The sequence below is a fragment of the Fictibacillus sp. Mic-4 genome, from assembly GCF_049843615.1.
GTDB classification, from domain to species: Bacteria; Bacillota; Bacilli; order Bacillales; family Fictibacillaceae; genus Fictibacillus_A; species Fictibacillus_A gelatini.
The window spans coordinates 54,156-80,693 of record NZ_JBBHZM010000003.1 but is presented as its reverse complement, the minus strand read 5'-3'; the positions used below and the strand labels follow the sequence as shown (position 1 = coordinate 80,693).

Here is a 26,538-nt window from a genome sequence, read left to right as displayed (position 1 = left end):
AAGCCCCCCTTTGCAGTCCACTTTTTGAAAGCGTTTTCCCCTTTGTTCTAAAGAAGAGATTCGGGAAACCCGAATCTCTTTCCTTATGACAATACTTTCATTACATTGCGAACAGAATTTGCAGACTTATCGAGAGCAGCTTTCTCTTCATCTGTTAAATCAAGTTCGATGATTTGTTCTAATCCGTTACCACCAAGAATTGTTGGTACACCTAAGCATAAGTCTTCGTATCCATATTCTCCTTCTAGATATGCGATGCTTGGAAGTACTCTTCGTTGATCTTTGAGAATGGCTTCTACCATTTCAGTTAAAGAAGCAGCTGGAGCGTAGTATGCACTTCCGTTTCCAAGAAGGCTGACAATTTCACCGCCGCCTTTTCGCGTGCGTTCAACAATCGCTTCCAGACGTTCTTGTGGAATTAATTTTTCTAAAGGAATTCCACCGGCAAAAGAGTAGCGAATAAGCGGAACCATATCATCACCGTGTCCACCAAGAACAAATGCCGTAATATCTTTAACAGATAGTTTTAATTCTTGAGCGACAAATGTACGGAAACGAGCCGTATCAAGAACACCGGATTGGCCAATTACACGGTTTTTCGGAAAACCGGATTCTTTAAGTACCGTATAGGTCATTGCATCAGCAGGGTTTGTTAAAACGATAATCGTGCAATTTGGAGAATATTTGACGACTTCTTTCGTTACACTTTTCATTACTTTTGCATTCGTGTTCACTAAGTCATCACGGCTCATTCCCGGCTTGCGGGCAATTCCAGCAGTAATAACAACAATATCGGAATTTGCTGTTTCTTCATAATTGGACGTCCCGATAATGTTTGTGTCAAATCCCTGGACAGGGCTTGCTTCAAGCATATCCAACGCTTTGCCTTTTGTAGGATTCTCCGCTTGCGGGATGTCAACAAGAACGACGTCTCCAAGCTCTTTTTGGGCTACGAGAAACGCTGTAGTTGCTCCTGTATAACCTGCTCCAATTACCGAAATCTTTTTACGTTGGGTTCCCATTCTAATTCCCTCCATGTCAATACGCTCTATTTTTTGAAACTCTGGATACAAATTGACTTTACGGGCATTACATATTTTTAATGAGCTCAGTTGCAAATTCCGAACATTTAACTTCAGTAGCGCCTTCCATTAAACGTGCAAAATCATACGTAACTACTTTGCTTGCAATCGTTTTTTCCATTGAAGCCATGATTAATTTTGCTGCTTCATGCCATCCAAGATGCTCAAGCATTAACACGCCGGAAAGAATAACCGATGATGGGTTAACTTTGTCTAAACCAGCATATTTTGGAGCAGTTCCGTGCGTTGCTTCAAAGATTGCATGTCCTGTTTCATAGTTGATGTTTGCTCCAGGTGCAATTCCGATACCGCCAACTTGAGCAGCGAGCGCATCAGAAATGTAATCACCGTTTAAGTTCATCGTTGCCACTACATCAAATTCTGCCGGACGCGTTAAAATTTGTTGAAGGAAGATGTCTGCAATCGAGTCTTTAACGATAATTTTCCCAGCTGCTTCAGCTTCAGCCTGTGCTTTATTCGCCGCTTCCTTACCTTCTTTTTCAGCAATACGATCATACTGGGCCCATGTGAACACTTTATCGCCAAACTCTTTTTCAGCAAGTTCATATCCCCAGTTTTTGAAAGCACCTTCTGTGAATTTCATAATATTCCCTTTATGAACGAGCGTTACGCTCTTACGGCCTTCATTGATTGCGTATTGAATAGCCGCACGAACAAGACGGTTTGTTCCTTCTGATGAAATCGGCTTAATTCCGATTCCTGACGTTTCAGGGAAACGGATTTTCTTTACTCCCATTTCTTCTTGAAGGAAGCGGATGACTTTCTTTACTTCTTCGGTTCCGCTTGCATATTCAATACCTGCATAAATATCTTCCGTGTTCTCACGGAAAATGACCATATCTGTATCTTCAGGCCGTTTTACAGGAGAAGGAACACCTTTAAAGTATCGAACTGGACGCAAGCATGTAAATAAATCCAATTCCTGGCGAAGAGCAACATTCAATGAGCGAATACCACCGCCAACCGGTGTCGTTAAAGGCCCTTTAATCGCAATGATGTAATCACGGATGACTTCAAGTGTTTCATTCGGTAGCCATTCACCAGTTTGATTAAATGCTTTTTCTCCAGCTAAAACTTCTTTCCAGACGATTTTCTTTTTACCGTTATATGCTTTTTCTACAGCTCCTTCTAAAACGCGCGAAGCTGCTGCCCAAATGTCAGGGCCCGTCCCATCACCTTCAATAAAAGGGATAATTGGCTGATCAGGTACATTTAACTTCCCGTTATCAACAGTAATACGTTCTCCAATAGACATATGTAGTCACTCCTATCTCTTTATTAAGGCTGTTCAAAAAGACCGGGCTTTTTAAACACTTACCTGTATAAAACTCACTCTTCTATCCTACTGAATTTCCGAGGAAAAGAGAAGGGGGGAATCCCTTCTCTTAAAAAAACTCAAAAATGCGAAATTAGCGTTCTTCAAGAGGAATAAACGTTTGCTTAGATGGCCCTGTATATTCCGCACGAGGCCTGATTAAACGATTGTTCTCATATTGTTCAAGAATATGGGCGTTCCAACCGGATACACGGCTTACGGCAAAAATCGGCGTGAAAATATCATGCGGAATCCCGAGGCTATGATAAACGCTTGCGGAATAAAAATCGACGTTTGGCAATAGCCCTTTTTCTTCTTTCATTAACTCTTCTAATTTAACCGACATTTTATACCATTTTTCTTCACCGGTAATAGATGTAAGTTGTTTAGACATTTCACGAAGATGTTTTGCACGCGGATCGCCATTTTTATAAACACGGTGCCCGAAGCCCATAATCTTTTGTTTATTTGCGATTGCATTGCGAAGGTAGCTTTCAGCATTTTCCACTTCTTTAATTTCTGAAAGCATCTTCATAACTTGTTCATTCGCACCGCCGTGTAGCGGACCTTTCAAAGCGCCGATGGCGGCTGTAATTCCAGAGTACATGTCTGATAATGTCGCTACACAGACACGTGCTGTAAAAGTGGACGCATTTAATTCATGATCTGCATGAAGGACAAGCGCCTTATTAAAAGCTGTTTCAGCAATCGTATCAGGTTCATTTCCAGTTAACATGTATAAGAAATTCCCGGCAAAACTTAAATCTTTACGCGGGGAAACTGGTTCTTTCCCATCACGAATTCTAGTAAATGCTGTTACGATCGTAGGCAGCTTTGCTTGCAAGCGGATGGCTTTTTTATAATTTCCTTCAGGTGACATATCTTCTGCATCTTCATCATAAAAAGCAAGCATTGAAACCATTGTCCGAAGAACGGTCATTGGATGTACGCCTTTAAGCGGAAGTGATTTCAAATGTTCTAACAATTCATTCGGAACTTCCATTTCTTCGGTGATTTGCGCTTTAAATTTTTCTAATTCACTCTTATTTGGCAAGCTGCCATTCCATAATAAGTACACCACTTCTTCGAAACTTGCGTGGTCGGCAAGATCATCAATGCTATACCCTCTATATGTAAGTACATTGTCAATGATAGAGCTTATTGAGGATGTTGTCGCTACAATTCCTTCTAATCCTTTTGTAGTTGTCATGGCTTTCTCTCCCTTTCTTATCATTTTCTCAAAAAGAGGGAATTCAAAATGTGTCTAAATTACTATTCCCCATTTGAGAAAGTTTAAAAGTAACCTCTTTAAAAGTAAGAGCTTACATGTCGACATCAACAAAACTTAAGACTATTTAAAGGGTTATCAACATACATATTAATTATAAACAAAAAATTAAACTTTGTGAACGATTATGCACTTTTATATCATAATTACTCAAAATATGATGAAAATTACGATCCAAAAAATCGGACAATACTCATTATAAAATAAGCGATTCCCGCTCCAATCAAAGGACCGACCGCGACCCCATTGAAAACCGCGATAGCGAGGATCGTTCCGACGACAAGAGCTGTCGTTATTTGCGGATCGCTTTGCAACAGTTTTATGCCATTTGCTCCAAGTATGGCGACAATAATTCCTGAAGCAAGCGCAACCCACGCAAATACCGATTTTAATGATTCCTGAAGCTGTTTCATTCCGATTTCTCCTGTAGCAATTGGAATAAGGACTGCTACAGTGATGATCGTAACTCCCCAGTTAATTCCTTTTTGTTGGATAAAAGGAAAAACTTTTTCTCCAAGTCCGGTAAATTTTAGAGCAAGCAATAGACCGACAGCGATCATAAGCGATTGGTTTTTCGCAATAAAACCAACAACGAGCAATGCAATTAAAAATAAGCTCGATTCAACCATGTTCCACAACCTTTCTGTTAATTATCGAAAGCTGAAGATGGACGGTGATGTTCATTGAATATAGAGTATCTCTATCGTTTTTTACGCCTTCTCCTTATTGTATGTATTTGCATGCTTTTCCTATTTATTATCTATTCCATTTCAAAAGTAGCCTATCCATTTATCATCGGAGGAATAATTGCGCTTTTTATTAACCCGATGGTAAATTTTCTTGAAAAAAAAGCAAAATTTAAGCGGGGAATTGCTGTATTGATTACCCTTGTCGTTTTAATGGCGGCTCTTTCCGGAATCGTTCTTCTACTCGTTAAGGAAATGATGACAGGTTTCGCTTATCTCGCAAGCAGCCTTCCTGCCTACATTAGGGAGCTTGCGCAATTTGTTGAAGATTTTTTCAAAAGCCACATTTTACCGCTTTATAAAAATATTCATTCATTGTTTAACAGTTTAGAGGAAAGCCATCAGCAAAAAATTATGGACAATATCGGAAGATTCGGTACCAATATTTCAACTACTGTCGGCAATGTTGCCCAAGCTGTTATTAATGGCCTTTCTTCGATAATCGTCAGCCTTCCCAATTTTTTAACAGTTTTTGTTTTTTCATTGCTTGCCGCCTTTTTTATTTCAAAAGATTGGTACAGGTTGCTTGGCCTCATTCAAAAATTTTGTTCCGATAAGGTGATGAAAAGCAGCCAGAGTGTGTTCAATGAATTAAAAAAAGCGTTAGTTGGATTTATAAAAGCGCAGCTAACGTTAATTTCGTTTACAACGTGTATTGTATTGATTGGACTTTTACTTTTAAAGATCGAATATGCCATTACCATCTCGATCATTATTGGCGCAGTCGATTTATTGCCTTATCTCGGAACCGGCACCGTTTTTGTTCCTTGGATCGCTTATTGCTTTTTTACCGGCGATTACCCGCTTACGATCGGTCTTGCGATACTATACGGTGTCGTTATTGTGCAAAGGCAAATTATGGAGCCGAAAATTCTATCCTCTTCCATTGGCCTTGATCCGCTGGCCACATTAATAGCACTCTTTGTCGGATTTCAATGGTATGGGTTTCTCGGTCTCATTATTGGTCCTGTCCTTCTTGTCATTATCCGCGCTTTATATTTGGCTAACGTTTTTCACGAATTGTATGCGTTTATTATGAAAAAATAAAAAAGAAGGGGGACTCCCTTCTTTATATATTACAATATATTTTTCCTGCCTTCATAAATATCGCCTTTAGAAGCATCAACGGTTATCACTTGACCGTCTTTAAACAGCCTCGTTGCATCATTCAAACCTACAATGACAGGCTTGCCAAGACTGACTCCAACGATGGCGGCATGGCTTGTAATTCCGCCTTCCTCTGTGATAATTGCAGAGGCCCGTTCGATCGCAGGCATCATTTCCCGGTCTGTGCCTATCGTTACAAGGATCCCGCCATCCTCCATTTTTTCAACAGCCTCTTTTGCACTTTTTGCAATAACAACTTTTCCTGACGCGGATTGTTGACCGATTCCTTGCGCTTTTGCCAATACGTCCCCGATGACATGGACTTTCATTAAGTTCGTTGAGCCTGTTTCGCCTACAGGAACACCAGCAGTAATGACGACTAAATCACCATGATCGATTAATTGGTTGTCCAATGCCGTTTCAACCGCAATTTGGAACATTTCGTCCGTCGTCTTTGCCTTTTCTCCTTGAACCGGATTAACCCCCCATACGAGCGCTAATTTCCGGCAGACTTCCTCATAGCTCGTTACCGCAATAATCGGAGCTTTCGGACGGTACTTCGCCGTATTTCGTGCGGTTAGCCCTCTTTCCGTCGCCGTAATGATCGCTTTTGCTTCCAAATTCAGCGCCGTAAACGAAACCGATTGAGAGATGGCATCCGTAATTGTCGTTTTGCTTTCTTTGCTTCGTTGCTGAAGAATCGTACGATAGTCGAGGGCAGACTCGGCCCGTTCTGCAATTTTATGCATCGTTTTAACTGCTTCAACCGGATAGTTGCCCGCAGCTGTCTCTCCTGAAAGCATGATCGCATCCGTTCCGTCGAAAATCGCATTAGCTACATCGCTTGCTTCAGCGCGGGTCGGACGCGGGTTACGTTGCATCGAATCAAGCATTTGTGTTGCTGTAATAACCGGTTTCCCAAGATCATTGCATTTTTTGATCAATTCTTTTTGAACGAGCGGCACCTCTTCAGCCGGTATTTCGACGCCAAGGTCGCCTCTGGCAACCATCAATCCATCGGATACCGCCAGAATGTCTTCAATGTTGTCGACACCTTCCTGGTTTTCTATTTTTGGAATGATTTGAATGTCCGTTGCGTTATGCTTTTCCAAAATTTCACGAATTTCAAGCACATCCGTTGCTCTTCTTACGAACGATGCAGCGATAAAATCAACGCCCTGTTCAATTCCAAATTCAATATCCTTCGCATCTTTTTCCGTAATCCCGGGCAATTTTACGCTCACATTCGGAACGTTGACGCCCTTTTTATTTTTTAATGTACCGCTATTTAAAATTTTCGTCGTAATCTCATTATCTCCGATTGCTGTAACTTCAAGTTCGATTAATCCATCATCAAGCAAAATTTTAGAACCGACATGGACGTCTTCTATTAAACCAGGATAGGTAATGGAAATTTTTTTCTCATTTCCTAAAACTTCGGACATCGAAATGATCAGTTCTTCACCTGCTTTAAGGTGTGCTTCTCCCCCTTCCAGGTTCTGCGTCCGGATTTCAGGGCCTTTTGTATCTAAAAGAATGGCAACCGTTTTTCCTAATTGTTTGGCCGCTTTTCGTATATTTTCAATCCTTGCCCCGTGTTCTTCATAATCACCATGAGAGAAATTCAGACGGGCGACATTCATACCAGCTTTTATCAGTTCCGTTAATGTTTCAACACTTTCGCTTGCCGGGCCAATCGTACATACAATCTTCGTTTTTCTCATAAAAAGCCTCCTGTTTTGTTATTAAATAGAAAGTTCTTGTGACAATTGATATAATTGATGATCAATGCTATGTTTTTTAGCTAATACTTCCGTAATATCATGGTCAACAAGCCGGTTATTTTGAATGCCCACTGTACGCCCGGCTTTTCCTTCGAGCAACAGTTCTACTGCACGGGCGCCAAACCGACTTGCTAACACACGGTCGAAAGCCGTCGGAGAGCCGCCTCGTTGAATGTGGCCAAGAACGGTCACTCGCGTTTCAAACTTTGTCGCTTCTTGAATTTGTTTCGCAATGTCAACACCGCTTCCTACACCTTCCGCTACGATGATGATACTATGTTTTTTGCCGCGTTCATGGCCTCTCAACAATCGCTCGACTATATTGTTCATATCATAGTTTTCTTCAGGTACTAGAATGGACTCAGCGCCATCAGCGAGTCCCGACCATAAAGCGAGGTCCCCGGCATCCCTGCCCATTACTTCAATCACATATGTCCGTTCATGGGAAGTTGCTGTGTCCCTGATTTTGTCAATCGCTTCAATAATCGTATTTAAAGCTGTATCAAAACCAATTGTAAAATCCGTCCCAGGAATATCATTGTCAATTGTACCCGGAATTCCTATAGTAGGATAGCCATGTTCTGTTAGTTTTTTCGCACCTTGAAAGGACCCGTCCCCACCAATGACTACAAGACCTTCAATGCCAAATTTATTTAATTGTTCGATAGCTTTTTTTTGCCCTTCTTCTGTTTTAAATTCCTCACATCTTGCCGTATAAAGCATTGTTCCTCCGCGATGAATAATATCACCGACAGAACCGAGCTCCAATTTTTTTATATTGCCGGAAATTAAACCCGAATACCCATTATAAATGCCATAGACTTCGATGCCATGATAGATGCTTTTACGAACGACCGCCCGGATGGCAGCATTCATTCCCGGAGAATCTCCGCCGCTTGTCAATACGCCAATTCGTTTCATGAAATCCTTTCACCTCTTATGTAATCTCATGTTTTTAAAATATCACTTTCACTGCTTTAACACAACAAACGAAAACGATAAAGAATGTGCTTTCTCCGCCGGGAGAAAGCACATTCTTTAATTTACACCAATGGAATCGTTTACAAACGTAAATTGTCCCATATTTTTGTATTTTTCATAACGTTGTTCAACAAGCTCTTCTTTTGATAATTTTAACAGTTCTTGAAGGGATGCCTTAAGAACAACATTAATCCGTTCGGCCTGTTCTTTTGGATCACGGTGGGCGCCGCCTTTAACTTCTTCAATCACTTCATCAATGATACCTAGTTCCTTTACATCAGGTGCAGTAATTTTCATTGATTCGGCCGCTAATTTCGCTTTCGTCGCATCTTTCCACAAAATAGAAGCCGCTCCTTCTGGGGAGATAACGGAATACCATGAATTCTCAAGCATATGTACATGATTTCCTACTCCAATCCCAAGAGCTCCACCGCTTGCCCCTTCACCGATAACGAAACAGACAATAGGCACTGTGAGTCCCGCCATTTCTACAAGGTTTCGCGCAATGGCTTCACTCTGACCGCGCTCCTCCGCAGACATTCCTGGATAAGCTCCTTTTGTATCAAGAAAACAAATGACCGGACGGTTGAATTTTTCCGCCTGCTTCATTAAACGTAATGCCTTTCGGTAGCCTTCAGGATGAGGCATTCCGAAATTGCGGCGAATATTTTCCTTTGTATCTTTCCCCCGCTGATGACCGATAACTGTTACTGGCAGATCTTCATACATGGCAATGCCGCCGACAATCGCTTCATCATCGGCAAACAGGCGGTCTCCATGGAGCTCAATAAAATCCGTAAACAAATACGAAATATAGTCAAGGGTCGTCGGGCGTTCAGCATGACGGGCAATTTGCACACGATCCCACGGTTTCATATGTTCATATGTTTCGTTCTCTAGATTGTTTAACTTTTCTTCTAGGCGGGTAATTTCTTCGGTTAAATCAATGTCTTTCTCTTTCATGAACGATTGCAATTCCGCAATCTTGTCTTTCAGTTCACGAATCGGACGTTCAAATTCCAGTTCCGTCGTCATGCCTATTCCCTCCCTCCTGCGTGGATTTTCAAGACTTTCGTCAACGTTTCTTTCAATTCGCTTCTTTTTATTACTTTATCCAATTGGCCGTGTTTAAATAAAAATTCAGCCGTTTGGAAATCCTCCGGCAACTCCTGGCGAATCGTTTGTTCGATGACTCGTCTGCCGGCAAATCCGATCAAAGCGCCCGGCTCGGCAAAATTATAATCGCCTACCGAGGCAAAGCTTGCGGATACCCCTCCTGTAGTCGGATGGGTCATCACGGATATAAACAACTGCCCGTTTTCACTTAATCGCTTTAAGGCAACACTCGTTTTGGCCATTTGCATTAGGCTCAAAATGCCTTCTTGCATACGTGCGCCGCCGGAAGCCGTAAAGATGATAAAAGGAAGTTTCTTTTCTACGGCTTTCTCGATGGCTCTTGTGATCTTTTCCCCGACCACGGACCCCATGCTTCCCATCCGAAAACGGGAATCCATGACCGCTATGACAAGCGGGAAATCGTTAATCGTTCCTTCACCTGTAACGACTGCTTCATTCAATTGGGTTTTTTTTCGATCTCCTTCAAGCTTTTCCAAATAGCCGGGAAAATTCAATGGGTTATCAGAGATCATTTCCTTATCATACTCTATAAAACTGCCTTCATCGAGCAAACTGTTAATTCGCTCATATGAATTCATTGGGTAATGATAGCCACAAGACTGGCAAACAAGCAAGTTCTTTTTTAATTCTTTCGTATACATGATGTGCTTGCATTCCGGACATTTTGACATTAAGCCTTCTGGAACATCATGTTTTATTTTTGCTGTAGGTATTGTGGCATATTTTTTCTTTTTGGCGTTTTTCGAGAAAAAATCTTTTAGCAAGGTAACACCACCTTTTTCAAACTCCGTCTTACTCTTTTCCAATAATCGCAAGAGTTCTCGTCTTTTCAGCTATTTGTTCCGGATCCACTTGAATACGCGCAACGCCCGTTTCCATAGCAGCTTTTGCAACTGCAGCAGCAACCGCAGGCGCTACCCGTGGATCGAATGGTGCAGGAATTACATAATCCGGACGAAGCTCATCTTCTGAAACAAGGTTTGCAATCGCATGAACGGCCGCAACTTTCATGTCTTCGTTGATATGGGTGGCCCTGACATCTAACGCCCCTCTAAAGATGCCCGGGAATGCAAGAACGTTGTTGACCTGGTTAGGGAAGTCCGAACGCCCGGTTCCAACAACCTTCGCCCCTGCTTCTCTTGCGCTATCAGGCATAATTTCCGGCGTCGGGTTGGCCATTGCAAAAATGATGGCATTTTCATTCATTGAGCTGACCATTTCAGGAGTGAGCGCTCCTTCTACCGAAACCCCGATAAATACATCAGCTCCAGCAATTACGTCTTTAAGCGTTCCTTCTTTCCTTGTACGGTTAGTAAATTTCGCCACTTCACTTTTTACCGCATTCATTCCGTACGGACGGCCTTCATAGATCGCGCCCTTCGTATCACACATGACGATATCTTTCACACCGAAGCGGTTTAATAGCTTAATGATCGCGATTCCCGCAGCACCAGCTCCGTTAATCACCACTTTCGTTTCGGTTATTTCACGGCCGGTTAATTTTAAGGCATTAACAAGTCCGGCAAGCGTTACAATTGCCGTTCCATGTTGGTCGTCATGAAAAATAGGAATGTTCGTTTCCTTTTTCAATCGTTCTTCAATTACAAAGCATCTTGGAGCGGCAATATCTTCAAGGTTAACTCCGCCAAAAGTTGGTTCGAGCAATTTTACGGTTTCAACAACTTTGTCCACATCTGCAGTATTTAAACAAATAGGAAATGCGTCAACACCCGCAAAACTTTTAAATAATACCGCTTTTCCTTCCATTACAGGAAGCGCAGCTTCAGGTCCAATGTTTCCAAGGCCGAGTACGGCTGTACCGTCAGATACTACAGCTACAGTATTTCCTTTCATTGTATATTCATAAACTTTCGATTTGTCATCATAAATATCCTTGCACGGTTCAGCAACGCCGGGTGAATAGGCTAAACTTAAATCCTTTGCGTTACGTACAGGAACTTTAGATTTTGACTCTAATTTCCCTTTATTTACCCTGTGCATGTGCAATGCTTCCTCGCGTAAAGTAGACATTATTTCATCTCCTAAATTGATCTATTTGTATTGTTTTTTGTTTAATAGTAAACAAGTTCGCACAGAAAGTGGTCTAACCACGATTGACCTTATCATTATAACAGATGACATTTTGCTGTAAAGAAGTTATTGCTCCTTTAAAGCGACATTTTCTTTGCCAATTAACTCTTTTATGTGATAAAGCAATGTTTGCGAAATGTGAATCTTTGTTTTTAGTTTCACAGTTTTTCTATTAACTTCATAATACAACACAACTTCTGTATTTCCTTTAGAATTTTCTAACAAAGATTTAAGTTTATTTAAATGGTCTGTCGATTGCTCTCTGATTTTTAAATATAATGTCGGCTTTTTTTGTATGTTAATTTCTTCAAGACGGGCTGCCTTCTGAATGACAAGCTGGGCCGAACCACCTCTTGTTTCTATTTTCCCTTCCAGCAAAAGAAATACGCCTTTCTGCAAAAGGGGGTGGTACATGTGGTACTGCTCGGGAAATGCAACCATTTCCAATTCCCCGGTCTCGTCGCTACCTGTCAAGAACGCCATCATGTCACCTTTTTTGGTTTTAATTATTCTTGTTTTTATAACCATAACTGCCATCCTTATCACCTTTTTCTCAAACTGCGCGGCGTCTCGAACAGTAATTGCGCCAAGCTGGTTGATCTTTTCGGTAAACTTTTCGATTGGATGGCCTGTCAAGTAAAATCCCAGCGCCTCATGTTCAAAACGGAGACGTTCTGTTTCTGAAAAAGGAGGTACCTCAATGTAGGACGGCTTTTTCATGTTTTCACGATCGTTAAACAACCGCATTTGGTTTTCTTCATATGCGTTCTGGACCGTTTCCCCGTATTCAATAGCAGTATCTAATGTTGCAATTAAACTCGCCCGGTCTATTCCAAAATCATCCATTGCCCCGGCGAAAATTAAGGACTCCAACGTTCGCTTATTCACCATCTTCGCAGGAGAGTGGGCGCAAACATCAAATAGATCTTTGAAAGGTTGTTTTTTCCGTTCACGTATTAAATGACCGATCGCCTGATGCCCCACGTTTTTTATGCAGAGCAAACCAAATCGAATGTTGTTGCCTTCTACCGAAAAATAAGAATGGCTATGCAAAATGGAAGGCGGAAGTACACGTATATTTTTTTCCTTGCATTCTTTGACATATTGCTCGACTTTATCAGCATTGCCAATTACGCTCGAAAGTAGTGCAGCCATAAAATAAAGCTGAAAATTCGCTTTTAAATAGGCGAGCTGATAGGCGATGACACTATAGGCGACCGCATGGCTGCGAGGAAAGCCATAATCTGCAAATCGAACGATTAAATCATATAAATCATTCGCCGTTTTCTCATCATACCCTTTGTTTAAACACCCCGTAACAAAATGGGTGCGTTCCCGGTCAAGAATTTCACGCTTTTTCTTTCCGACGGCCCGTCTCAGAAGGTCAGCTTCACCTAATGAAAACCCTGCCATCGTTGACGCGATTTTCATAATTTGCTCCTGGTAAACGATAACCCCATGTGTCGAACGGAGAATCGGTTCAAGATCCGGATGAAGATATTGAACATTCTTCTTCCCATGTTTGACAGCAATATATGTTGGTATGTTTTGCATCGGCCCGGGCCGATAAAGAGCGTTGACCGCAACAATATCTTCAAATTCTGTCGGCTTAAGCTGCTGCAGGACCCGTCTCATTCCATCGGATTCAAGTTGAAAAACGCCTGTTGTATCTCCAAGGCTTAATAATTCAAAAGTCGCTTGATCATTAAATGGGATGGACTTGAGGTCAATTTTTTTTCCAGTGCCTGACTCAATAAGCGTACAAATCGTTTCAATTAAAGAAAGGTTTCTAAGGCCGAGAAAGTCCATCTTCAATAAGCCGATTTCCTCAAGCCATTCCATACTATACTGAGTTAAGCTTATGCCATCATGTCCGGATTGAACGGGAACAATATCCGTTAATGGCCTTCCGCTAATAATGACACCGGCCGCATGTGTCGAAACATGCCTTGGCAGTCCTTGAAGGCTCATGGCGATATCCATCAATGCTTTAACTTCTTTAGACTCGGTGATTAATTTTTTTAACCCGGGTGATTCTTCTATCGCTTGATTTAACGACATTCCCGGACGAGAAGGAATCTGTTTTGAGACGGAATCGATTAATGAAGCGGGCAGGTTCATCACCCTTCCTGCATCCCTTACAGCAGCTTTAGCAGCTAACGTCCCAAACGTAATAATTTGCGCAACCCGATCTCTACCGTACTTCGAAGCTACATATTGCAAGACTTCATCCCGCCTCGTGTCGGGAAAATCTATATCAATGTCCGGCATCGTAACACGTTCCGGATTCAAAAACCGCTCAAACAGCAATTCATGTTGGAGAGGATCAACATCAGTTATATAGAGCACATAGGCGACAAGCGATCCTGCTGCCGATCCCCTTCCTGGTCCTGTGATCATTCCGGACTCATGGGCAAATTTCATAAAATCCCAAACAATTAAGAAATAATCGGCAAACCCCATTTTATCAATAACCGATAATTCATAGTCCAACCGCTCTCTTACGGCATTTGAAACATGGGAAAAGCGCTCCTTCACATTGTTTAAACATAACTTGCGTAAATAATCGGAAGCAGAAACTTCGGGAGGAAGCGGATACTCTGGCAATAGCTTCTGTCCAAATGCCAGGTTAAGCTGGCAGGAAGCTGCAATTTTCCTTGTATTATCAATCGCTTCTTGCACATATTCAAAACTTTCAAAAAGCTCTTCTTCTGATTTTAAATAAAACTCGTTCCCTGGCAAGGATATTCGGTTCTGGTCGGTTATTTTCTGCCCATTTTTAATGCAAAGAAGTATGTCGTGAGCTTTCGCATCTTCCTTTTTTAAATAATAGATTTCATTTGAAACGACAGGCGGGATGCCCTTCGCCCTGGACAATTTGACAAGCTCAAGGTTTAGCATTCTCTCTTTTCCGATCCCGTGATCTTCAAGCCCTAGATAAAAGTCCTCTTTAAACCACTCTTTGTAAAGCTCTAATACTTCCTGCAGCCGCTCCTTTTTGTTGCGAAGAATAAGCTGTTGAATTTCTCCTTCTATTCCCGAAGAAATAGCAATTAAACCTTCTTTATGCCGAAAAATGGTTTCTTTTTGCAAGTAAGGCTCGCGATAAGAGGGATTCGATAACAAAAGAGAACTTATCTGCAACAAATTTTCGTATCCTTTTTGATTTTTTGCATAGAAGAGCAATTTCGCTATCTCTGCTGGTTTAAGGTGATTTTCGCCAGGCGTTAAAAGCACATTTATCTCTAAGCCAATAATCGGCTGAATATTTTGCTTAACACATTCCTTATAAAAAGGGATAACACCGTACATGTTAATCTTATCGCTAATGGCAAGCGCCTTATAACCGAGTGATTTTGCACGGGAGACAAGTTCTTTTATCCGGCATGAACTTTCAAGTAAACTGTATTCACTATGTATATGCAATGGAACCATTCCCATTTGTACACATCCTTATATTCTTGCATCTCTAACAACTATTGTACAACTTTTTGGCCCACATATAAAACAAGCATACTCACCCTCCCTGTCCCATACTTATAAACTAGAGACACGAAACATCTTTTTAAAAGAGAGAGGGATGATGTATGGAAGAATCGATAGCGAATTATGTAGCGAAAGTAGTGATAAGTTTCTTTACATCATTCGGCGTCATTCTTGGCGGTGCAATCATTGGAGGCCTTGCAGCGTTTTTAGTCGGTAAAGCTCCTATTTTAGAAACGGTGAAAATCGCCGATCAGCTAAAAATTTGGGCAATTGTTTCAGCGATTGGCGGAACATTTGATACATTTAATCTATTTGAACGGAATTTTTTCCATGGCGTTTCTACTGAAATCATTAAACAAATCATCATTATACTTGTTGCGATGGCCGGAGCCAATACGGGGACGCTATTAATTAAGTGGCTGACACAGGAGAGTTTGAATTTATGAGGATTCCGTCTTACTTTTTTACAAGAAAGGGATATCAGCGTTTTTTTGCCGGTGTGCTCCTGGGCTTTCTAATTGGCTGGGTATTTTTTTTAATTCAATTCGGCAATCTCCAGGAATATTACATTCACGAAATCAAAAAGTACCAGGATCGAATTCAAGATTTAAACGGTAAAATCAAACATTGGATCGGCGAATATGAAAAAAGTAACAAGGAGCAAGAAAAAAAATTAAAGCTGCAGGAAATTCAAGTTCAAATTACGAACAAAAACGACCTGCGCCTGCCCGGCATCACAATGTATGAAATCTCCCAGGAAGTGCAAGATGAATTAGAAAACTTGCTTGGCAAAAATATCGAATCTCTTGCAGCAATGAAAGATCTTGTGATCCGAACGTTGCAAAATAAAGAATTCATTGTAGATGATAACAAATACAGAGTGGTCGTCCAACATTTATTTTTATACACAACGATGGAAGTTCATGTGAAAGTGATCCCCCTCATAAAATAATTGCGATTATTGGCAGACTTTCTTTACTATTTTGTGACAATTCAAACAGATTAATAGCAATTCAAGTTGTTATTGTATAAAATAAAAGTAACTCATTTAAAAGGGGGTAATTTGTATGATTATTAATCGTAAAGAAATTGCCCGGGCAAAAGTAAAAGAACTTCAAAATGGGTTTTCCGCTTTTGCTGATACAAAAGAAGAAGCTCAATTAATCAAAAAGGAGATTGAAAAACTTCAAATCCCTGTTCATGAGGATGTGACAGATCTTGGTTCCTGGTTCATTCCTCAAGAGAAGAACTAAAATCCTCACGTAAAAAAGACCCTCAAGAGTAAACCTTGAGAGGTCTTTTATTGTTTATAATATTCCTTGCATACCATTCGCAATTCCTCGAGCACTTGTTTCGTTTCATCCATCGTATGAACGGTCGCTCCTGCAGCCAGCGGATGGCCTCCTCCATTGAACTTCGCTGCCAGTTTATTGACTACCGGCCCTTTTGACCTGAGCCTTACCCGAATTTGATCGGGCTCTTCTACAAAAAACACCCATGCCCTAAGTCCTGCCACATTCGAAAAGCTATTCACTAGCTGTGATGCTTCACTAACAGTGACATTAAATTCATTTAAGATTTCTTTCGAAAGATAAATGTAGCCAACACACCCGTCAATGATTGAAAAATTTTGCAAAACATATCCGTTTAATCGTACAACATTTTCTCTTACTTCATACATTTTGTCATAAATCGCTTGCGGAGAAAAATCTTTTTGGATCAGTTTTCCAGCATATTGGAACGTTCTTTCGCTCGTGTTGGAATATAAAAATCTTCCGGTATCTCCAACTATTCCTGCATATAACAGTCTTGACGCATCATCGGACAAAACAAGCCCCTTATCTTTGCCAAATTCATAAAACTCCATAATCATTTCGCTAACCGAACTTGCTGTAGGATCAACCCACATAATATCGCCATAAGGATCTTCATTCGGATGATGGTCAATCTTAATAAGTTTGTCTCCTAACGTATAGCGATCATCACTAATTCTCGGAACATTTGCCGTATCGCATATAATGACAAGCGCGCCATCATAGGCACTGTCGGCAATATGGTCCATTTCTACTAAAAAGGTTAACGATTCATCCTCTTCGCCAACCAAATAGACGTTCTTTTCCGGAAAGCTCGCTTGAATAATTTTCCCAAGTCCCCCTTGTGACCCGAGAGCATCTGGATCAGGACGAACGTGTCTGTGAATAATAATCGTTTCATAGTTTTGAATTTCTTTCAGTATTTTTTCTTTCATTTGCATCCCCCTAACTTCCGCAAGCGATTAATAAAATCCTTTTTTGGAATCTGGCATTTTTTTTTAAGAACCTATACAATAGAATAAGAAATGGAGGTTATCGAATGCCGGTTTTTGTAATTCTCATCGTTATTTCTTTTAGTCTCTATATTTTTTTTAAAGCGAAGGAATTCCGAACGAAAGCTCCTTTTGAAAAAAGATGGGTCGGATCAAAAGGAAAAATCGCTTTAGGCTGTTTCTTATTCTCTTTTGGCCTTAATCAACTTTCCATGTTGGAGGGCCGAATCCAGTTATGGGTAGCGATTATCTTTTCTTTATATGGCCTAGTCATGATGATATTCGGTTATAAAATGTACCGCCACCTGTTGCCTCTTGCGATTGAGGAAGCGACTAAAGCAAAATCATAAGGAAAGCCATGTACCTGAGCATGGTTTTCTTATGATCGATGGTCAATGATTTGCGCCATTAGAAGAGCCTTTCCAACGACAACCCCTTCATGATGAACTTCGACATCCACTTTTCCGAATTTCCTGCTTACTTCAAGCACTTTTGGAACAATCTCAATCGTATGTTCAATTTGGACAGGTTTAATAAAATAAAAGGTAATATTCTCGACGACGAGGTCCCCTTTTTTTACTTTTCTGAGTGCCCTGCTTGCACTTTCTGTCACTAATGTTGTTATGACGCCATAAGAAACGGTTCCTAAATAATTCGTCATTTGCGGAGTTACCTCACAGCGGTATTTCACATCATGAGAATCTTTTATTTCTGTTAAACCTGCTGTGATAAGGTCATCAAACGTTTCTCCAACTTGAGGCTGCTTTTGAATCATTTGAAGCGATTTTAATACATCCTGTCTCGTCAAAATGCCAAGCAATTTATGTGATTGATTGATAACCGGAAGGAGTTCGATCCCTTCCCAAATCATCATATGTGCACATGAGGCGACTGACGTTTTTTCATTGACTGTGATCGGCGATTTCGACATTACTTTTTCAATCAACAGGTGTTTATCCATTCCAATAATATCTTTCGATGTAACAACACCGACGACCCTTAAATTGTCATCCACAACAGGATAGCGGCTATGGTTCGTTTTTTGATTGTATTCATGCCATTTTTCTATTCGATCCGTTGCATGTAAAAAGTACGTTTTGGAAATGGGAATTAAGATATCGGAGGCGAGGACAATTTCCTTTTTAATTAATTGGTCGTATATCGCCCGGTTAATCATAGCTGCGACTGTAAATGTATCGTAGCTTGTAGAAATAACAGGAAGTTTTAGCGAATCAGCCAGTTCTTTTACTTCATCATCCGTATCAAAACCACCTGTGATAAGAACGGCTGCACCCGCTTTTAAACCAAGTTGATGGGCATTTGTACGGTTCCCAACAATAAGCAGGTTGCCAGGATCCACATAACGCATCATGGCATCAAGTTTCATTGCCCCGATTACAAATTTATTCAGCGTTTTATGAAGGCCCTCACGTCCGCCAAGAACCTGGCCTTCTACAATATTAACGACTTCAGCAAAGGTAAGTTTCTCAATATTTTCTTTTACTTTTCGTTCAATGCGAATCGTGCCAACCCGTTCAATTGTGCTGACAATGCCTTGATTCTCCGCTTCTTTAATGGCACGATATGCCGTCCCTTCACTGACGGAAAGCGCTTTTGCGATTTGCCTTACGGAAATTTTCTCACCAATCGTTAGCGATTCAATATATTCAAGGATTTGTTCGTGTTTGGTTGCCAAACTTCTCACCGTTCCTTTAGTTTACTATCTGTATAACCTGTTATACTTTAGTGTACTGATACAGGTTTAAGTATACAGATATTTGAACGGAAAGACAATTCTATCTACTATACGAACGGTATTTTTGTGGCTTATTTTCCTTCGATTTACCGGACTGGACGTTTAGCCGCTTCTTAGAGGCTTCTTTGATCGCCAACACTTGTCCACCGATGACGAGAACTGCATAAATTGACCAAGTTACCGAAAAAGCAAATGAAAGGCCATTTCCGGAGAAATCTAAACGAGGGATTGCATAATAAAGCAAGACGATCATCGCTAAAATACGAAACATTGACATGTTGATCATATGAAATTACCTCCCTATTAGTACTTTATGCAAGTCCAGAGGGAGGTAGACGAATAAAGTTGCCATTAGCAACTTTGTTTTAAAGTTCCAAAGCTTCTCCTGGTTCCATCACCTTGCCTTTCACGTTTAAACGCGATACAAAGTCATTCGGATCTTGTTTAATAATCGGGAACGTATTATAGTGGATCGGGACAGTAAGACCGGCGTTTATCCATTCGGCTGCGGTTAAAGCGTCTTCAGGACCCATTGTAAAATTGTCGCCAATTGGCAAAAATGCCACATCCACTTTGTTTCGCTCACCGATGAGTTTCATATCGGAAAATAAGGCGGTATCACCCGCGTGGTATATGGTTTTGCCCTCGGCGGTAAACAAAAGTCCGGCGGGCATTCCGGTATAAATAATCGTCCCGTCCTCTTCCGTATAGCTTGACCCATGAAAAGCCTGAGTCAGTTTTACATAGCCCCATTCAAACTGATAGCCGCCACCAATGTGCATCGGATGACTATCAATCCCCTTACTTGCGATATAATTCGCAAGTTCATTTGGTGCTACGACAAGACCATTCGTTCTCTTTGCAATTTCAAATGTATCTCCAACATGATCTCCGTGTCCATGAGTTAATAAAATGACATCCGGATTCACTTGATCGGCTTCTACATCGCAAAGTTTATTTCCCGAAATAAACGGGTCGATCCAAATGTTGTGTTTCTCCGTTTGAATTTCAATAACTGAATGGCCGTGATAAGTGACCTTCATACAATCAACTCCTTCGCTTATATCTTTTCGTCCATCATACCCGATTTCCTGCAAATTTTGTATTAAATAAGCTTCATTTTACAACCCATTTTCTAAGTGGTACAGTAACTATGGAGTTATTTTAAAAGAAAGGAAGTACATTTCCATGAAAGAACGTATTCAATTATTTGCGAATTCGTTACGTGAACAAAACATTTCCTGTGCTTTCGTTACTTCCACAGCAAATGTATATTATTTGACAGGCTTTCTTTGCCATCCTCATGAAAGATTGCTCGGGGTAATGGTCTTCCCGGATCAAGAACCGATCCTTGTTTGTCCTGGCATGGAAGCTCCTCAGGCAAGAGCAGCTGGATTTAAAGACGAAATTATCGGTTATTCTGATTCTGAAAATCCATGGGACTTGCTTGGTAAAGCCGTTAGCAAACGTAATATAAGGGCTATTGAGTCCATTGCGGTTGAAAAAGAACAGATTTCGTACGAGCGCGGATTGAATCTTTTATCGCTTTTCCCAAATGCTGAGCTCGTTTCTGCTGAACATCAGTTAAATGCAATGAGAATCATTAAATCTGAAGATGAAATTAAAGCGATGAGAGAAGCAGCTCGATTAGCCGATTTTGCCGTAGAAGTTGGCATGTCTACTATTGCAAAAGGGAAAACGGAACAAGAAATGGTGGCACAAATCGAATTTGAAGTAAAGAAAAAAGGTGTATCGGAAATGTCGTTTTCAACGACGGTTCTTTTTGGCGAGAAGTCCGCCCAGCCTCATGGCACCCCGGGGTTAAGGGAAATTCAACCGGGCGATTTCGTATTGTTTGACCTCGGTGTTGTAGTAGACGGATATTGTTCAGATATTACCCGTACGTTTGCTTACCAAAGTATAAGCGAAAAGCAACGAGAAATTTATGAAATTGTAAAAAAAGCTGAAGAAGCTGCAATCGCTGTTTCAAAACCGGGAACCCGGCTTGGTGACATTGACCTGGCGGCAAGAAAAGTGATTGAAGAAGCAGGTTATGGCGAATACTTCCCTCACCGAATCGGCCACGGTTTAGGACTGGAAGTTCATGAATTCCCATCGATGAGTTCAAATAATGATGAGCAAGTTAAAGCGGGAATGACCTTTACGATTGAACCGGGCATTTATGTGCCAGATATCGGCGGTGTTCGTATTGAAGACGACATTTACGTGACTGAAAATGGTCCTGAAAGCCTGACTAAGTTTCCTAAAGAACTTCATATTATCAAATAAAGAATCATCCTTTCGGATGATTCTTTATTTAAGCTTTAATCTAAGCTTTCTTCTTCATCAAGTTGTGTTCTTCTTTCATTTTGCCCGATTGGATCAATAACACCGCTTTGATAAGCTTCTTGAATTTGTTGGCTGACAGTTTCAACACCCTCAGCATCAAATTCTATCGTTTGATTTTTTTTATCTTTTTCCATTCTCCATTTCCTCCTCAAAAGTGACATCATCACTTATTGTTTATCAACGAAGGAAATGTTACTATTCCAATATTCCACAGTCATCTCATTTAATGGGATCGCAAAAAGCTCCGCATCACATGAATCAATTCGTCCGGCTCTTCATACATACTCATATGGCCTGCCTTTTCTATCGTATATTGAATAATGGTTTCTTTTGTTGCAGAAAACGCATTTTCCAGCGGGATCACACTGTCTTCTTTACCGGCAACTAATAATACAGGCAAAGATGTATTTTCAAGTAGGCTATTTCGATCCGGGCGGTCTTTCATTGCTTCCAGTGCGGCAATCGCGCCCTCCGGCGAAGTTACATAACCGATTTCCTTCGCCACTTCCACCGCTTTTGCCTTCTCCTCTACATTTTTTGCAGAAAACAGCTTCGGAATTAAGTGATCCACTAACGAATGAATACCATTTCGTTTGACTCTTTCAATGTTAAGCATTCTTCCTTTTTTCGCTTCTTCTGAATCGGGGAGGGCGGTCGAATGAACGAGCGCAAAGCCTTCTAACATCTCTTCATATTTTTCGGCGAATGCCAGAGTAATGTATCCTCCGAGCGAATGGCCAAACATCGTTACTTTTTCGATGTTCAGCTTATCAAGTAGCCACTTGATATCATCCGCCATGCTTTCTATTGTTGTTGTTTCATTTGTAATTGTCGATTTCCCATGACCTCTAAGATCAGGTGCAATGACGCGGTAGTCTTTTGCCAGTTCTTCAATTTGTTTTGTCCAATATTTATGACTTCCGCAAAAACCATGAAGAAGAACGATAGTCTTTCCTTCCCCTTCATCAACATATGCCATTTCCAAGTTCGGTAATAAGAGTGTTTTTGTATCCATCTTCGATCGTCTCCTTCATCTTATGAATTCATCCAGGTGTTGGGTATATTGTATCTTTACCCTATTCAATTGAAATGTAAACACGAAACAATAGCTAAAGCACTAGTTGAAGTTAATTGTTGAATAAGATAAAATTGGCTATTCTCCGAATTCAACTTCGTCTCGTCAAAAAAGATGAGGCATATACGCCTCATCTTTTTAGATTCGTTTTTTTGCTTCTTCAATGGCTGCCTGGACCGCACTGAAACCGGTTCCTCCTAAAGAATTTCTTCGCTCTACCACTTTGTATGGGTGAAGGAAATCATACACATCTTCTTCAAAGCAAGAGGACGCTTCTTTATATATGTTCATTGGCAAGTCCAATAAGTATATATGATTTTCAATACATGTTAGAACGAGCTTGCCAACAATTTCGTGAGCTTCACGAAACGGAATGCCTTTATTGACGAGGTAATCAGCAAGTTCTGTCGCATTGGAAAAGTCTTGCGAGACTGCTTTTTCCATTTTATCTTTATTGACCGTAATTTCTTCCATCATTCCTGTAAAAATAGCAAGCGAACCTTTAATCGTTTTGACGCTGTCGAAAACTGGCTCTTTATCTTCTTGCATATCTTTGTTATAGGCAAGTGGCAATCCTTTCATGACTGTTAACAATGTCATTAAGCTACCATAGACCCGGCCCGTTTTCCCCCTGATTAATTCAGCCATGTCCGGATTTTTCTTTTGCGGCATCATGCTCGAGCCTGTCGCATATTTATCGCTTATTTCAACGAATTGAAATTCTTGTGACGACCATAAAATAAGCTCTTCACAAAAACGGGACAAATGCATCATAATCATAGAAGCATTGCTGCAAAATTCGATAAGAAAATCGCGATCGCTAACCGCATCCAAACTGTTCTTATAAACCGCACCAAAATCGAGAAGCTTTGCTGTCAACTCACGATCAATCGGGAACGTTGTACCTGAAAGCGCTCCTGCGCCAAGAGGAGAAACGTTAATCCGTTTTAAACTTTCGCTTAATCGTTCTTTATCGCGCTCGAACATCCAGAAGTAAGCAAGCAGATGGTGGCCGAATGAAATCGGCTGGGCCCGCTGAAGATGAGTGTATCCCGGAAAGATCGTCTCGACATGCTTTTCAGCGAGTTGTACGAGAACAGATTGCAATCGGTTTAGCTGCTCAATAATAGATGTTACTTCTTTTTTCATGTATAAATGAATGTCAGTCGCAACCTGATCGTTTCGGCTTCTTGCTGTATGGAGCTTGCCGCCGACAGCGCCTACCTCGTCGGTCAGCATTTTTTCAATGTTTAAATGAATATCTTCGTATTCAACCTTAAAATCAAGCTCATTATTTTCCGCTTTTGCAAGAAGTGTCTCTAAACCTTTTTTGATCGTTTCAGCCTCTTCTTCCGCAAGAATACCGCATTTAGAGAGCATCGTAACATGAGCGATACTTCCAGTAATATCTTCCTTTACTAATTGCTGATCAAAAGAAATGGAAGCGCCGAATTCATCTACCCATTGTTCTGCTGTTTGTGTAAAACGGCCGCCCCATAATTTGCTCATGCTTTCACCTCATTTTTCTGAACCATGCTATTTACTTTTGTCGGCAGTCCCCATAAGGAAATAAATCCTACCGCTGCTTGATGGTCAAACTCATCTTCCGTCGTGTATGTCGCCAATTTTTCATTATATAATGAGAAAGGTGATTTTCGCCCTTCAACAATGGCATGGCCTTTAAATAATTTTACTCTCACAACGCCGGTAACGTTTTTTTGCGTTTCTTTCAAAAACGCTTCAAGCGCGTTGCGAAGCGGGGAATACCATAATCCTTCATAAATAAGCTCAGTCAACTTTTTCCCGATTACCGGTTTAAAGTGGGCAAGTTCCTTTACTAATGTAATATCTTCTAATTCTTTATGGGCTTTTAAGAGTGTGATTGCGCCAGGACATTCATACACCTCACGCGACTTTATGCCGACTAATCGGTTTTCGACATGGTCAATGCGTCCGACTCCGTGAAGCCCGGCGATTTTATTCAGCTCTAAAATCAATTGGTCAAGCTCATATTTCACGCCATTTAAGGCAACAGGCACTCCGCTTTCAAATTCAATTTCAATAATTTCCGGGGTATCCGGCGCTTTTTCAATAGAAGAAGTCAGTTCATACGCATCTTCAGGAGGCGCTGCCCATGGATCTTCCAAAATCCCACATTCATTGCTTCTTCCCCAGAGGTTTTGATCGATCGAATACGGGCTATCAAGATCAATTGGAATCGGAATATTATTCTTTTTCGCATATTCAATCTCTTCCTCGCGGGACCATGCCCATTCTCTGACAGGTGCAATGATTTCAAGGTTTGGATTTAACGCTGCAATCGATACTTCAAAACGTACCTGGTCATTTCCTTTCCCTGTGCAGCCATGAGCTACTGCCTGTGCCCCGCATTCTTCTGCAATCTCAACTAATTTTTTCGCAATAAGCGGTCTTGACAGCGCCGATACGAGAGGGTATTTCTCTTCGTATAGTGCATGGCTTTGTAATGCTGGTAGAACATACTCTTCTGCAAACTCTTTTTTTACATCTAAAATATATGACTGAACAGCGCCTACCTGGAGGGCCTTTTGTTTGACAAACTCAAGGTCTTTTCCTTCCCCGACGTCCAATCCCAATGCAACAACATCATAGCCTCTCTCTTGCAACCATTTGATGGCAACTGATGTATCTAATCCTCCGGAATATGCAAGGACCACTTTTTTCTTCGCCATTTCTCCCATCTCCTTTATGAATATACATTCTTATTAATGTATTTTTATACATTTATGTTTAAATAAAAAGAAGCATCCAATGGCCTCTTCAAATTATTCTATGCACACTATAACAAGAATTGAATTGAATTTCAATATTTATGAGTAAATTTGTATAAAAATTAATAAAAACAGGCTTAGCTTAATTATTGCTGGCTCCTCTTTAATCATTTGTTATACAATAAGTTAGAGGTGGTAGGAGTGACTTTTTCTTTTTTGTACAATGAACGGCTTGGCATTGAATTGCCCTCACTTGAGTCTTTATGGGAAGAGTACCCGAAAAATGTCCAGGAGATGATTCTCGCCCGCTGGGAAACGATCAGGGGAACGATACCGGATCGAATTTTTTCCATCGAAAAAGTGATTAATCAAAAACAGGAAGAACTCGCATGTGAGGAAGACTTCGACCGTTCGTGCCTGCTAAATACAGAGATCGCGGAGCTTGCTTCCATCATCAATGATTTATGGCTCTGGTATCGAATCGACCAGAATCTTTCATTGAAATTTCATCAGTGAAAAATCCTAAACGAAGTGCCGTTTAGGATTTTTCATATTTTGCGATTAACTTTTTAACGTTTTCTTTCGGTGTCCAGCAATTAAACTTGTACGTCGGCTTCGTCTCATATCCGAGCCTTGCGCACATGTAAATAGTACCCCCACTATTCATCTTTTCGATGCGATAATGAATGCATGAAGCACAGCAATGGAAGTTTCGTTGTTTGTTCATCAACTACCTCCTCGAAAGAAATACCCGGTTATTTACTTAATTCTCGAACAACATGACCGATTTCGTTTAAAATTAATTTTTCCATTGCTAACCTGACCGCGCCTGTCGACCCCGGCATCGAAAAAATGGCGGTATTCTCGTAAACACCGGCAATGGCCCGGCTTAACATAGCGCTTGCCCCGATATCTTCTGTATAGCTTAACATCCGAAACAATTCGCCGAAGCCTACGATTTCTTTTTCGAGAAGACTTTGAACTGTCTCATACGTGACATCCCGTTTTGAGATCCCTGTTCCTCCGTTCAATAAGATCACTTGAATCTCTGGATGTCTCGCTCCCTCTTGAATGGCTTTCATAATTTCAACCCGATCATCTTTTACAATGCAATAGTTGATGACTGAATGATTTTCGCTTTTAAGTTTATCTACTATGTAATTCCCGCTTTTATCCGTTTTTTCAGTCCTTGTATCACTAACGGTAATGACCTTGCAGCCAACGGACGTAGGAGCAAGTGCCTTATGTTCTTGAACACTCATTGA

Annotated in this window: 27 protein-coding genes; 7 read left to right on the top strand and 20 right to left on the bottom strand. The window is 40.9% G+C overall.

The annotated features are described in order from the left end of the window. Nucleotides 1-83 precede the first annotated feature (83 nt). The 4 genes from mdh to WD019_RS04140 all read right to left on the bottom strand — a co-directional run bounded on the left by mdh (nucleotide 84) and on the right by WD019_RS04140 (nucleotide 4,335). A complete protein-coding gene (mdh, locus tag WD019_RS04155; RefSeq protein WP_026676563.1) occupies nucleotides 84-1,022 on the bottom strand; it encodes a malate dehydrogenase in 939 nt (312 codons plus the stop codon). Nucleotides 1,023-1,089: 67 nt separating this feature from the next. Next, nucleotides 1,090-2,358 (bottom strand): NADP-dependent isocitrate dehydrogenase, encoded by a 1,269-nt coding sequence (gene icd / locus WD019_RS04150; RefSeq protein WP_026676564.1) that lies wholly within the window; start codon nucleotides 2,356-2,358, stop codon nucleotides 1,090-1,092. Nucleotides 2,359-2,512: 154 nt separating this feature from the next. Then, a complete protein-coding gene (gene citZ / locus WD019_RS04145; protein WP_026676565.1) occupies nucleotides 2,513-3,628 on the bottom strand; it encodes a citrate synthase in 1,116 nt (371 codons plus the stop codon). 245 nt (nucleotides 3,629-3,873) lie between these two features. Continuing rightward, nucleotides 3,874-4,335 (bottom strand): DUF441 domain-containing protein, encoded by a 462-nt coding sequence (locus WD019_RS04140; RefSeq protein WP_035350047.1) that lies wholly within the window; start codon nucleotides 4,333-4,335, stop codon nucleotides 3,874-3,876. 54 nt (nucleotides 4,336-4,389) lie between these two features. Between WD019_RS04140 and ytvI the strand changes: the two genes are divergently transcribed. Then, the gene (ytvI, locus tag WD019_RS04135; RefSeq protein ID WP_425710741.1) at nucleotides 4,390-5,499 is read left to right on the top strand and encodes a sporulation integral membrane protein YtvI; all 1,110 of its coding nucleotides are present in this window, start codon (nucleotides 4,390-4,392) and stop codon (nucleotides 5,497-5,499) included. 29 nt (nucleotides 5,500-5,528) lie between these two features. Here the strand turns inward: ytvI and pyk are convergent, their stop codons facing one another. The 6 genes from pyk to WD019_RS04105 form a co-directional block, all read right to left on the bottom strand. Next, nucleotides 5,529-7,283, bottom strand: coding sequence for a pyruvate kinase (gene pyk, locus WD019_RS04130; RefSeq protein ID WP_026676568.1), 1,755 nt, complete (start codon nucleotides 7,281-7,283; stop codon nucleotides 5,529-5,531). 21 nt (nucleotides 7,284-7,304) lie between these two features. Beyond that, entirely contained in the window at nucleotides 7,305-8,264 is a 960-nt protein-coding gene (gene pfkA / locus WD019_RS04125) for a 6-phosphofructokinase (RefSeq protein ID WP_026676569.1), read from the bottom strand. A 117-nt stretch (nucleotides 8,265-8,381) separates the two neighbouring features. Then, a complete protein-coding gene (gene accA / locus WD019_RS04120) occupies nucleotides 8,382-9,359 on the bottom strand; it encodes an acetyl-CoA carboxylase carboxyl transferase subunit alpha (protein WP_425710740.1) in 978 nt (325 codons plus the stop codon). A gap of 2 nt (nucleotides 9,360-9,361) precedes the next feature. Next, a complete protein-coding gene (accD, locus tag WD019_RS04115) occupies nucleotides 9,362-10,225 on the bottom strand; it encodes an acetyl-CoA carboxylase, carboxyltransferase subunit beta (protein ID WP_026676571.1) in 864 nt (287 codons plus the stop codon). A 28-nt stretch (nucleotides 10,226-10,253) separates the two neighbouring features. Next, nucleotides 10,254-11,492 carry an NAD(P)-dependent malic enzyme gene (locus tag WD019_RS04110; protein WP_026676572.1) on the bottom strand — a complete coding sequence of 413 codons (1,239 nt, stop codon included), beginning with the start codon at nucleotides 11,490-11,492 and terminating at the stop codon, nucleotides 10,254-10,256. Between the two features lie 126 nt (nucleotides 11,493-11,618). Continuing rightward, entirely contained in the window at nucleotides 11,619-14,993 is a 3,375-nt protein-coding gene (locus WD019_RS04105; RefSeq protein ID WP_425710739.1) for a DNA polymerase III subunit alpha, read from the bottom strand. Between the two features lie 146 nt (nucleotides 14,994-15,139). Here WD019_RS04105 and WD019_RS04100 point away from each other — a divergent pair, with 146 nt between their 5' ends. The 3 genes from WD019_RS04100 (at nucleotide 15,140) to WD019_RS04090 (ending at nucleotide 16,291) form a co-directional block, all read left to right on the top strand. Further along, the gene (locus WD019_RS04100; RefSeq protein ID WP_425710738.1) at nucleotides 15,140-15,484 is read left to right on the top strand and encodes a YtrH family sporulation protein; all 345 of its coding nucleotides are present in this window, start codon (nucleotides 15,140-15,142) and stop codon (nucleotides 15,482-15,484) included. After that, nucleotides 15,481-15,990, top strand: a complete 510-nt coding sequence (ytrI, locus tag WD019_RS04095) for a sporulation membrane protein YtrI (protein WP_425710737.1) — start codon at nucleotides 15,481-15,483, stop codon at nucleotides 15,988-15,990. Before WD019_RS04100 ends, ytrI begins: the two co-directional genes overlap by 4 nt. A gap of 115 nt (nucleotides 15,991-16,105) precedes the next feature. Then, nucleotides 16,106-16,291, top strand: coding sequence for a hypothetical protein (locus WD019_RS04090; RefSeq protein WP_026676576.1), 186 nt, complete (start codon nucleotides 16,106-16,108; stop codon nucleotides 16,289-16,291). A gap of 47 nt (nucleotides 16,292-16,338) precedes the next feature. Here WD019_RS04090 and WD019_RS04085 read toward each other — a convergent pair whose 3' ends face one another. Beyond that, nucleotides 16,339-17,286 (bottom strand): DHH family phosphoesterase, encoded by a 948-nt coding sequence (locus tag WD019_RS04085; RefSeq protein ID WP_425710736.1) that lies wholly within the window; start codon nucleotides 17,284-17,286, stop codon nucleotides 16,339-16,341. 104 nt (nucleotides 17,287-17,390) lie between these two features. Between WD019_RS04085 and WD019_RS04080 the strand changes: the two genes are divergently transcribed. Then, nucleotides 17,391-17,693 (top strand): YtpI family protein, encoded by a 303-nt coding sequence (locus WD019_RS04080; RefSeq protein ID WP_026676578.1) that lies wholly within the window; start codon nucleotides 17,391-17,393, stop codon nucleotides 17,691-17,693. Between the two features lie 29 nt (nucleotides 17,694-17,722). Here WD019_RS04080 and WD019_RS04075 read toward each other — a convergent pair whose 3' ends face one another. The 3 genes from WD019_RS04075 to WD019_RS04065 form a co-directional block, all read right to left on the bottom strand. After that, on the bottom strand, nucleotides 17,723-19,039 hold the full coding sequence (locus WD019_RS04075; RefSeq protein WP_425710735.1) for a DRTGG domain-containing protein: 1,317 nt from the start codon (nucleotides 19,037-19,039) through the stop codon (nucleotides 17,723-17,725). A 100-nt stretch (nucleotides 19,040-19,139) separates the two neighbouring features. Continuing rightward, the gene (locus tag WD019_RS04070; protein ID WP_026676580.1) at nucleotides 19,140-19,385 is read right to left on the bottom strand and encodes a hypothetical protein; all 246 of its coding nucleotides are present in this window, start codon (nucleotides 19,383-19,385) and stop codon (nucleotides 19,140-19,142) included. Between the two features lie 79 nt (nucleotides 19,386-19,464). Next, on the bottom strand, nucleotides 19,465-20,142 hold the full coding sequence (locus WD019_RS04065) for a metal-dependent hydrolase (protein WP_425710734.1): 678 nt from the start codon (nucleotides 20,140-20,142) through the stop codon (nucleotides 19,465-19,467). A 145-nt stretch (nucleotides 20,143-20,287) separates the two neighbouring features. Between WD019_RS04065 and WD019_RS04060 the strand changes: the two genes are divergently transcribed. After that, nucleotides 20,288-21,388, top strand: a complete 1,101-nt coding sequence (locus WD019_RS04060; protein WP_425710733.1) for a M24 family metallopeptidase — start codon at nucleotides 20,288-20,290, stop codon at nucleotides 21,386-21,388. Nucleotides 21,389-21,423: 35 nt separating this feature from the next. Here WD019_RS04060 and WD019_RS04055 read toward each other — a convergent pair whose 3' ends face one another. The 4 genes from WD019_RS04055 to WD019_RS04040 form a co-directional block, all read right to left on the bottom strand. Further along, complete coding sequence (locus WD019_RS04055) at nucleotides 21,424-21,582, bottom strand: hypothetical protein (protein WP_425710732.1); 159 nt, start codon at nucleotides 21,580-21,582, stop codon at nucleotides 21,424-21,426. An 89-nt stretch (nucleotides 21,583-21,671) separates the two neighbouring features. Then, nucleotides 21,672-22,463, bottom strand: coding sequence for an alpha/beta fold hydrolase (locus WD019_RS04050; RefSeq protein WP_425710731.1), 792 nt, complete (start codon nucleotides 22,461-22,463; stop codon nucleotides 21,672-21,674). A gap of 198 nt (nucleotides 22,464-22,661) precedes the next feature. Then, nucleotides 22,662-24,032: an argininosuccinate lyase gene (argH, locus tag WD019_RS04045; protein WP_425710730.1), complete on the bottom strand. Its 1,371-nt coding sequence runs from the start codon at nucleotides 24,030-24,032 to the stop codon at nucleotides 22,662-22,664. Beyond that, on the bottom strand, nucleotides 24,029-25,234 hold the full coding sequence (locus WD019_RS04040; protein WP_026676585.1) for an argininosuccinate synthase: 1,206 nt from the start codon (nucleotides 25,232-25,234) through the stop codon (nucleotides 24,029-24,031). Before WD019_RS04040 ends, argH begins: the two co-directional genes overlap by 4 nt. A 240-nt stretch (nucleotides 25,235-25,474) precedes the next feature. On the opposite strand from WD019_RS04040, the gene WD019_RS04035 reads away from it, so the two are divergent. After that, nucleotides 25,475-25,789, top strand: coding sequence for a hypothetical protein (locus WD019_RS04035; protein WP_026676586.1), 315 nt, complete (start codon nucleotides 25,475-25,477; stop codon nucleotides 25,787-25,789). 22 nt (nucleotides 25,790-25,811) lie between these two features. Here the strand turns inward: WD019_RS04035 and WD019_RS04030 are convergent, their stop codons facing one another. Together WD019_RS04030 and WD019_RS04025 are read right to left on the bottom strand one after the other, a co-directional pair. Then, nucleotides 25,812-26,000, bottom strand: coding sequence for a hypothetical protein (locus tag WD019_RS04030; RefSeq protein ID WP_425710729.1), 189 nt, complete (start codon nucleotides 25,998-26,000; stop codon nucleotides 25,812-25,814). Between the two features lie 28 nt (nucleotides 26,001-26,028). Then, nucleotides 26,029-26,535, bottom strand: a complete 507-nt coding sequence (locus WD019_RS04025; protein ID WP_026676588.1) for a MogA/MoaB family molybdenum cofactor biosynthesis protein — start codon at nucleotides 26,533-26,535, stop codon at nucleotides 26,029-26,031. Nucleotides 26,536-26,538 lie beyond the last annotated feature (3 nt).

What these genes read in the sequence shown, in the direction of transcription:
- mdh (WP_026676563.1), bottom strand. Translation starts at nt 1,022, where the DNA reads ATGGGAACCCAACGTAAAAAGATTTCGGTAATTGGAGCAGGTTATACA.
- icd (WP_026676564.1), bottom strand. Translation starts at nt 2,358, where the DNA reads ATGTCTATTGGAGAACGTATTACTGTTGATAACGGGAAGTTAAATGTA.
- citZ (WP_026676565.1), bottom strand. Translation starts at nt 3,628, where the DNA reads ATGACAACTACAAAAGGATTAGAAGGAATTGTAGCGACAACATCCTCA.
- WD019_RS04140 (WP_035350047.1), bottom strand. Translation starts at nt 4,335, where the DNA reads ATGGTTGAATCGAGCTTATTTTTAATTGCATTGCTCGTTGTTGGTTTT.
- pyk (WP_026676568.1), bottom strand. Translation starts at nt 7,283, where the DNA reads ATGAGAAAAACGAAGATTGTATGTACGATTGGCCCGGCAAGCGAAAGT.
- pfkA (WP_026676569.1), bottom strand. Translation starts at nt 8,264, where the DNA reads ATGAAACGAATTGGCGTATTGACAAGCGGCGGAGATTCTCCGGGAATG.
- accA (WP_425710740.1), bottom strand. Translation starts at nt 9,359, where the DNA reads ATGACGACGGAACTGGAATTTGAACGTCCGATTCGTGAACTGAAAGAC.
- WD019_RS04110 (WP_026676572.1), bottom strand. Translation starts at nt 11,492, where the DNA reads ATGTCTACTTTACGCGAGGAAGCATTGCACATGCACAGGGTAAATAAA.
- WD019_RS04105 (WP_425710739.1), bottom strand. Translation starts at nt 14,993, where the DNA reads ATGGGAATGGTTCCATTGCATATACATAGTGAATACAGTTTACTTGAA.
- WD019_RS04100 (WP_425710738.1), top strand. Translation starts at nt 15,140, where the DNA reads ATGGAAGAATCGATAGCGAATTATGTAGCGAAAGTAGTGATAAGTTTC.
- ytrI (WP_425710737.1), top strand. Translation starts at nt 15,481, where the DNA reads ATGAGGATTCCGTCTTACTTTTTTACAAGAAAGGGATATCAGCGTTTT.
- WD019_RS04090 (WP_026676576.1), top strand. Translation starts at nt 16,106, where the DNA reads ATGATTATTAATCGTAAAGAAATTGCCCGGGCAAAAGTAAAAGAACTT.
- WD019_RS04085 (WP_425710736.1), bottom strand. Translation starts at nt 17,286, where the DNA reads ATGAAAGAAAAAATACTGAAAGAAATTCAAAACTATGAAACGATTATT.
- WD019_RS04080 (WP_026676578.1), top strand. Translation starts at nt 17,391, where the DNA reads ATGCCGGTTTTTGTAATTCTCATCGTTATTTCTTTTAGTCTCTATATT.
- WD019_RS04070 (WP_026676580.1), bottom strand. Translation starts at nt 19,385, where the DNA reads ATGATCAACATGTCAATGTTTCGTATTTTAGCGATGATCGTCTTGCTT.
- WD019_RS04065 (WP_425710734.1), bottom strand. Translation starts at nt 20,142, where the DNA reads ATGAAGGTCACTTATCACGGCCATTCAGTTATTGAAATTCAAACGGAG.
- WD019_RS04060 (WP_425710733.1), top strand. Translation starts at nt 20,288, where the DNA reads ATGAAAGAACGTATTCAATTATTTGCGAATTCGTTACGTGAACAAAAC.
- WD019_RS04055 (WP_425710732.1), bottom strand. Translation starts at nt 21,582, where the DNA reads ATGGAAAAAGATAAAAAAAATCAAACGATAGAATTTGATGCTGAGGGT.
- WD019_RS04050 (WP_425710731.1), bottom strand. Translation starts at nt 22,463, where the DNA reads ATGGATACAAAAACACTCTTATTACCGAACTTGGAAATGGCATATGTT.
- argH (WP_425710730.1), bottom strand. Translation starts at nt 24,032, where the DNA reads ATGAGCAAATTATGGGGCGGCCGTTTTACACAAACAGCAGAACAATGG.
- WD019_RS04040 (WP_026676585.1), bottom strand. Translation starts at nt 25,234, where the DNA reads ATGGCGAAGAAAAAAGTGGTCCTTGCATATTCCGGAGGATTAGATACA.
- WD019_RS04030 (WP_425710729.1), bottom strand. Translation starts at nt 26,000, where the DNA reads ATGAACAAACAACGAAACTTCCATTGCTGTGCTTCATGCATTCATTAT.
- WD019_RS04025 (WP_026676588.1), bottom strand. Translation starts at nt 26,535, where the DNA reads ATGAGTGTTCAAGAACATAAGGCACTTGCTCCTACGTCCGTTGGCTGC.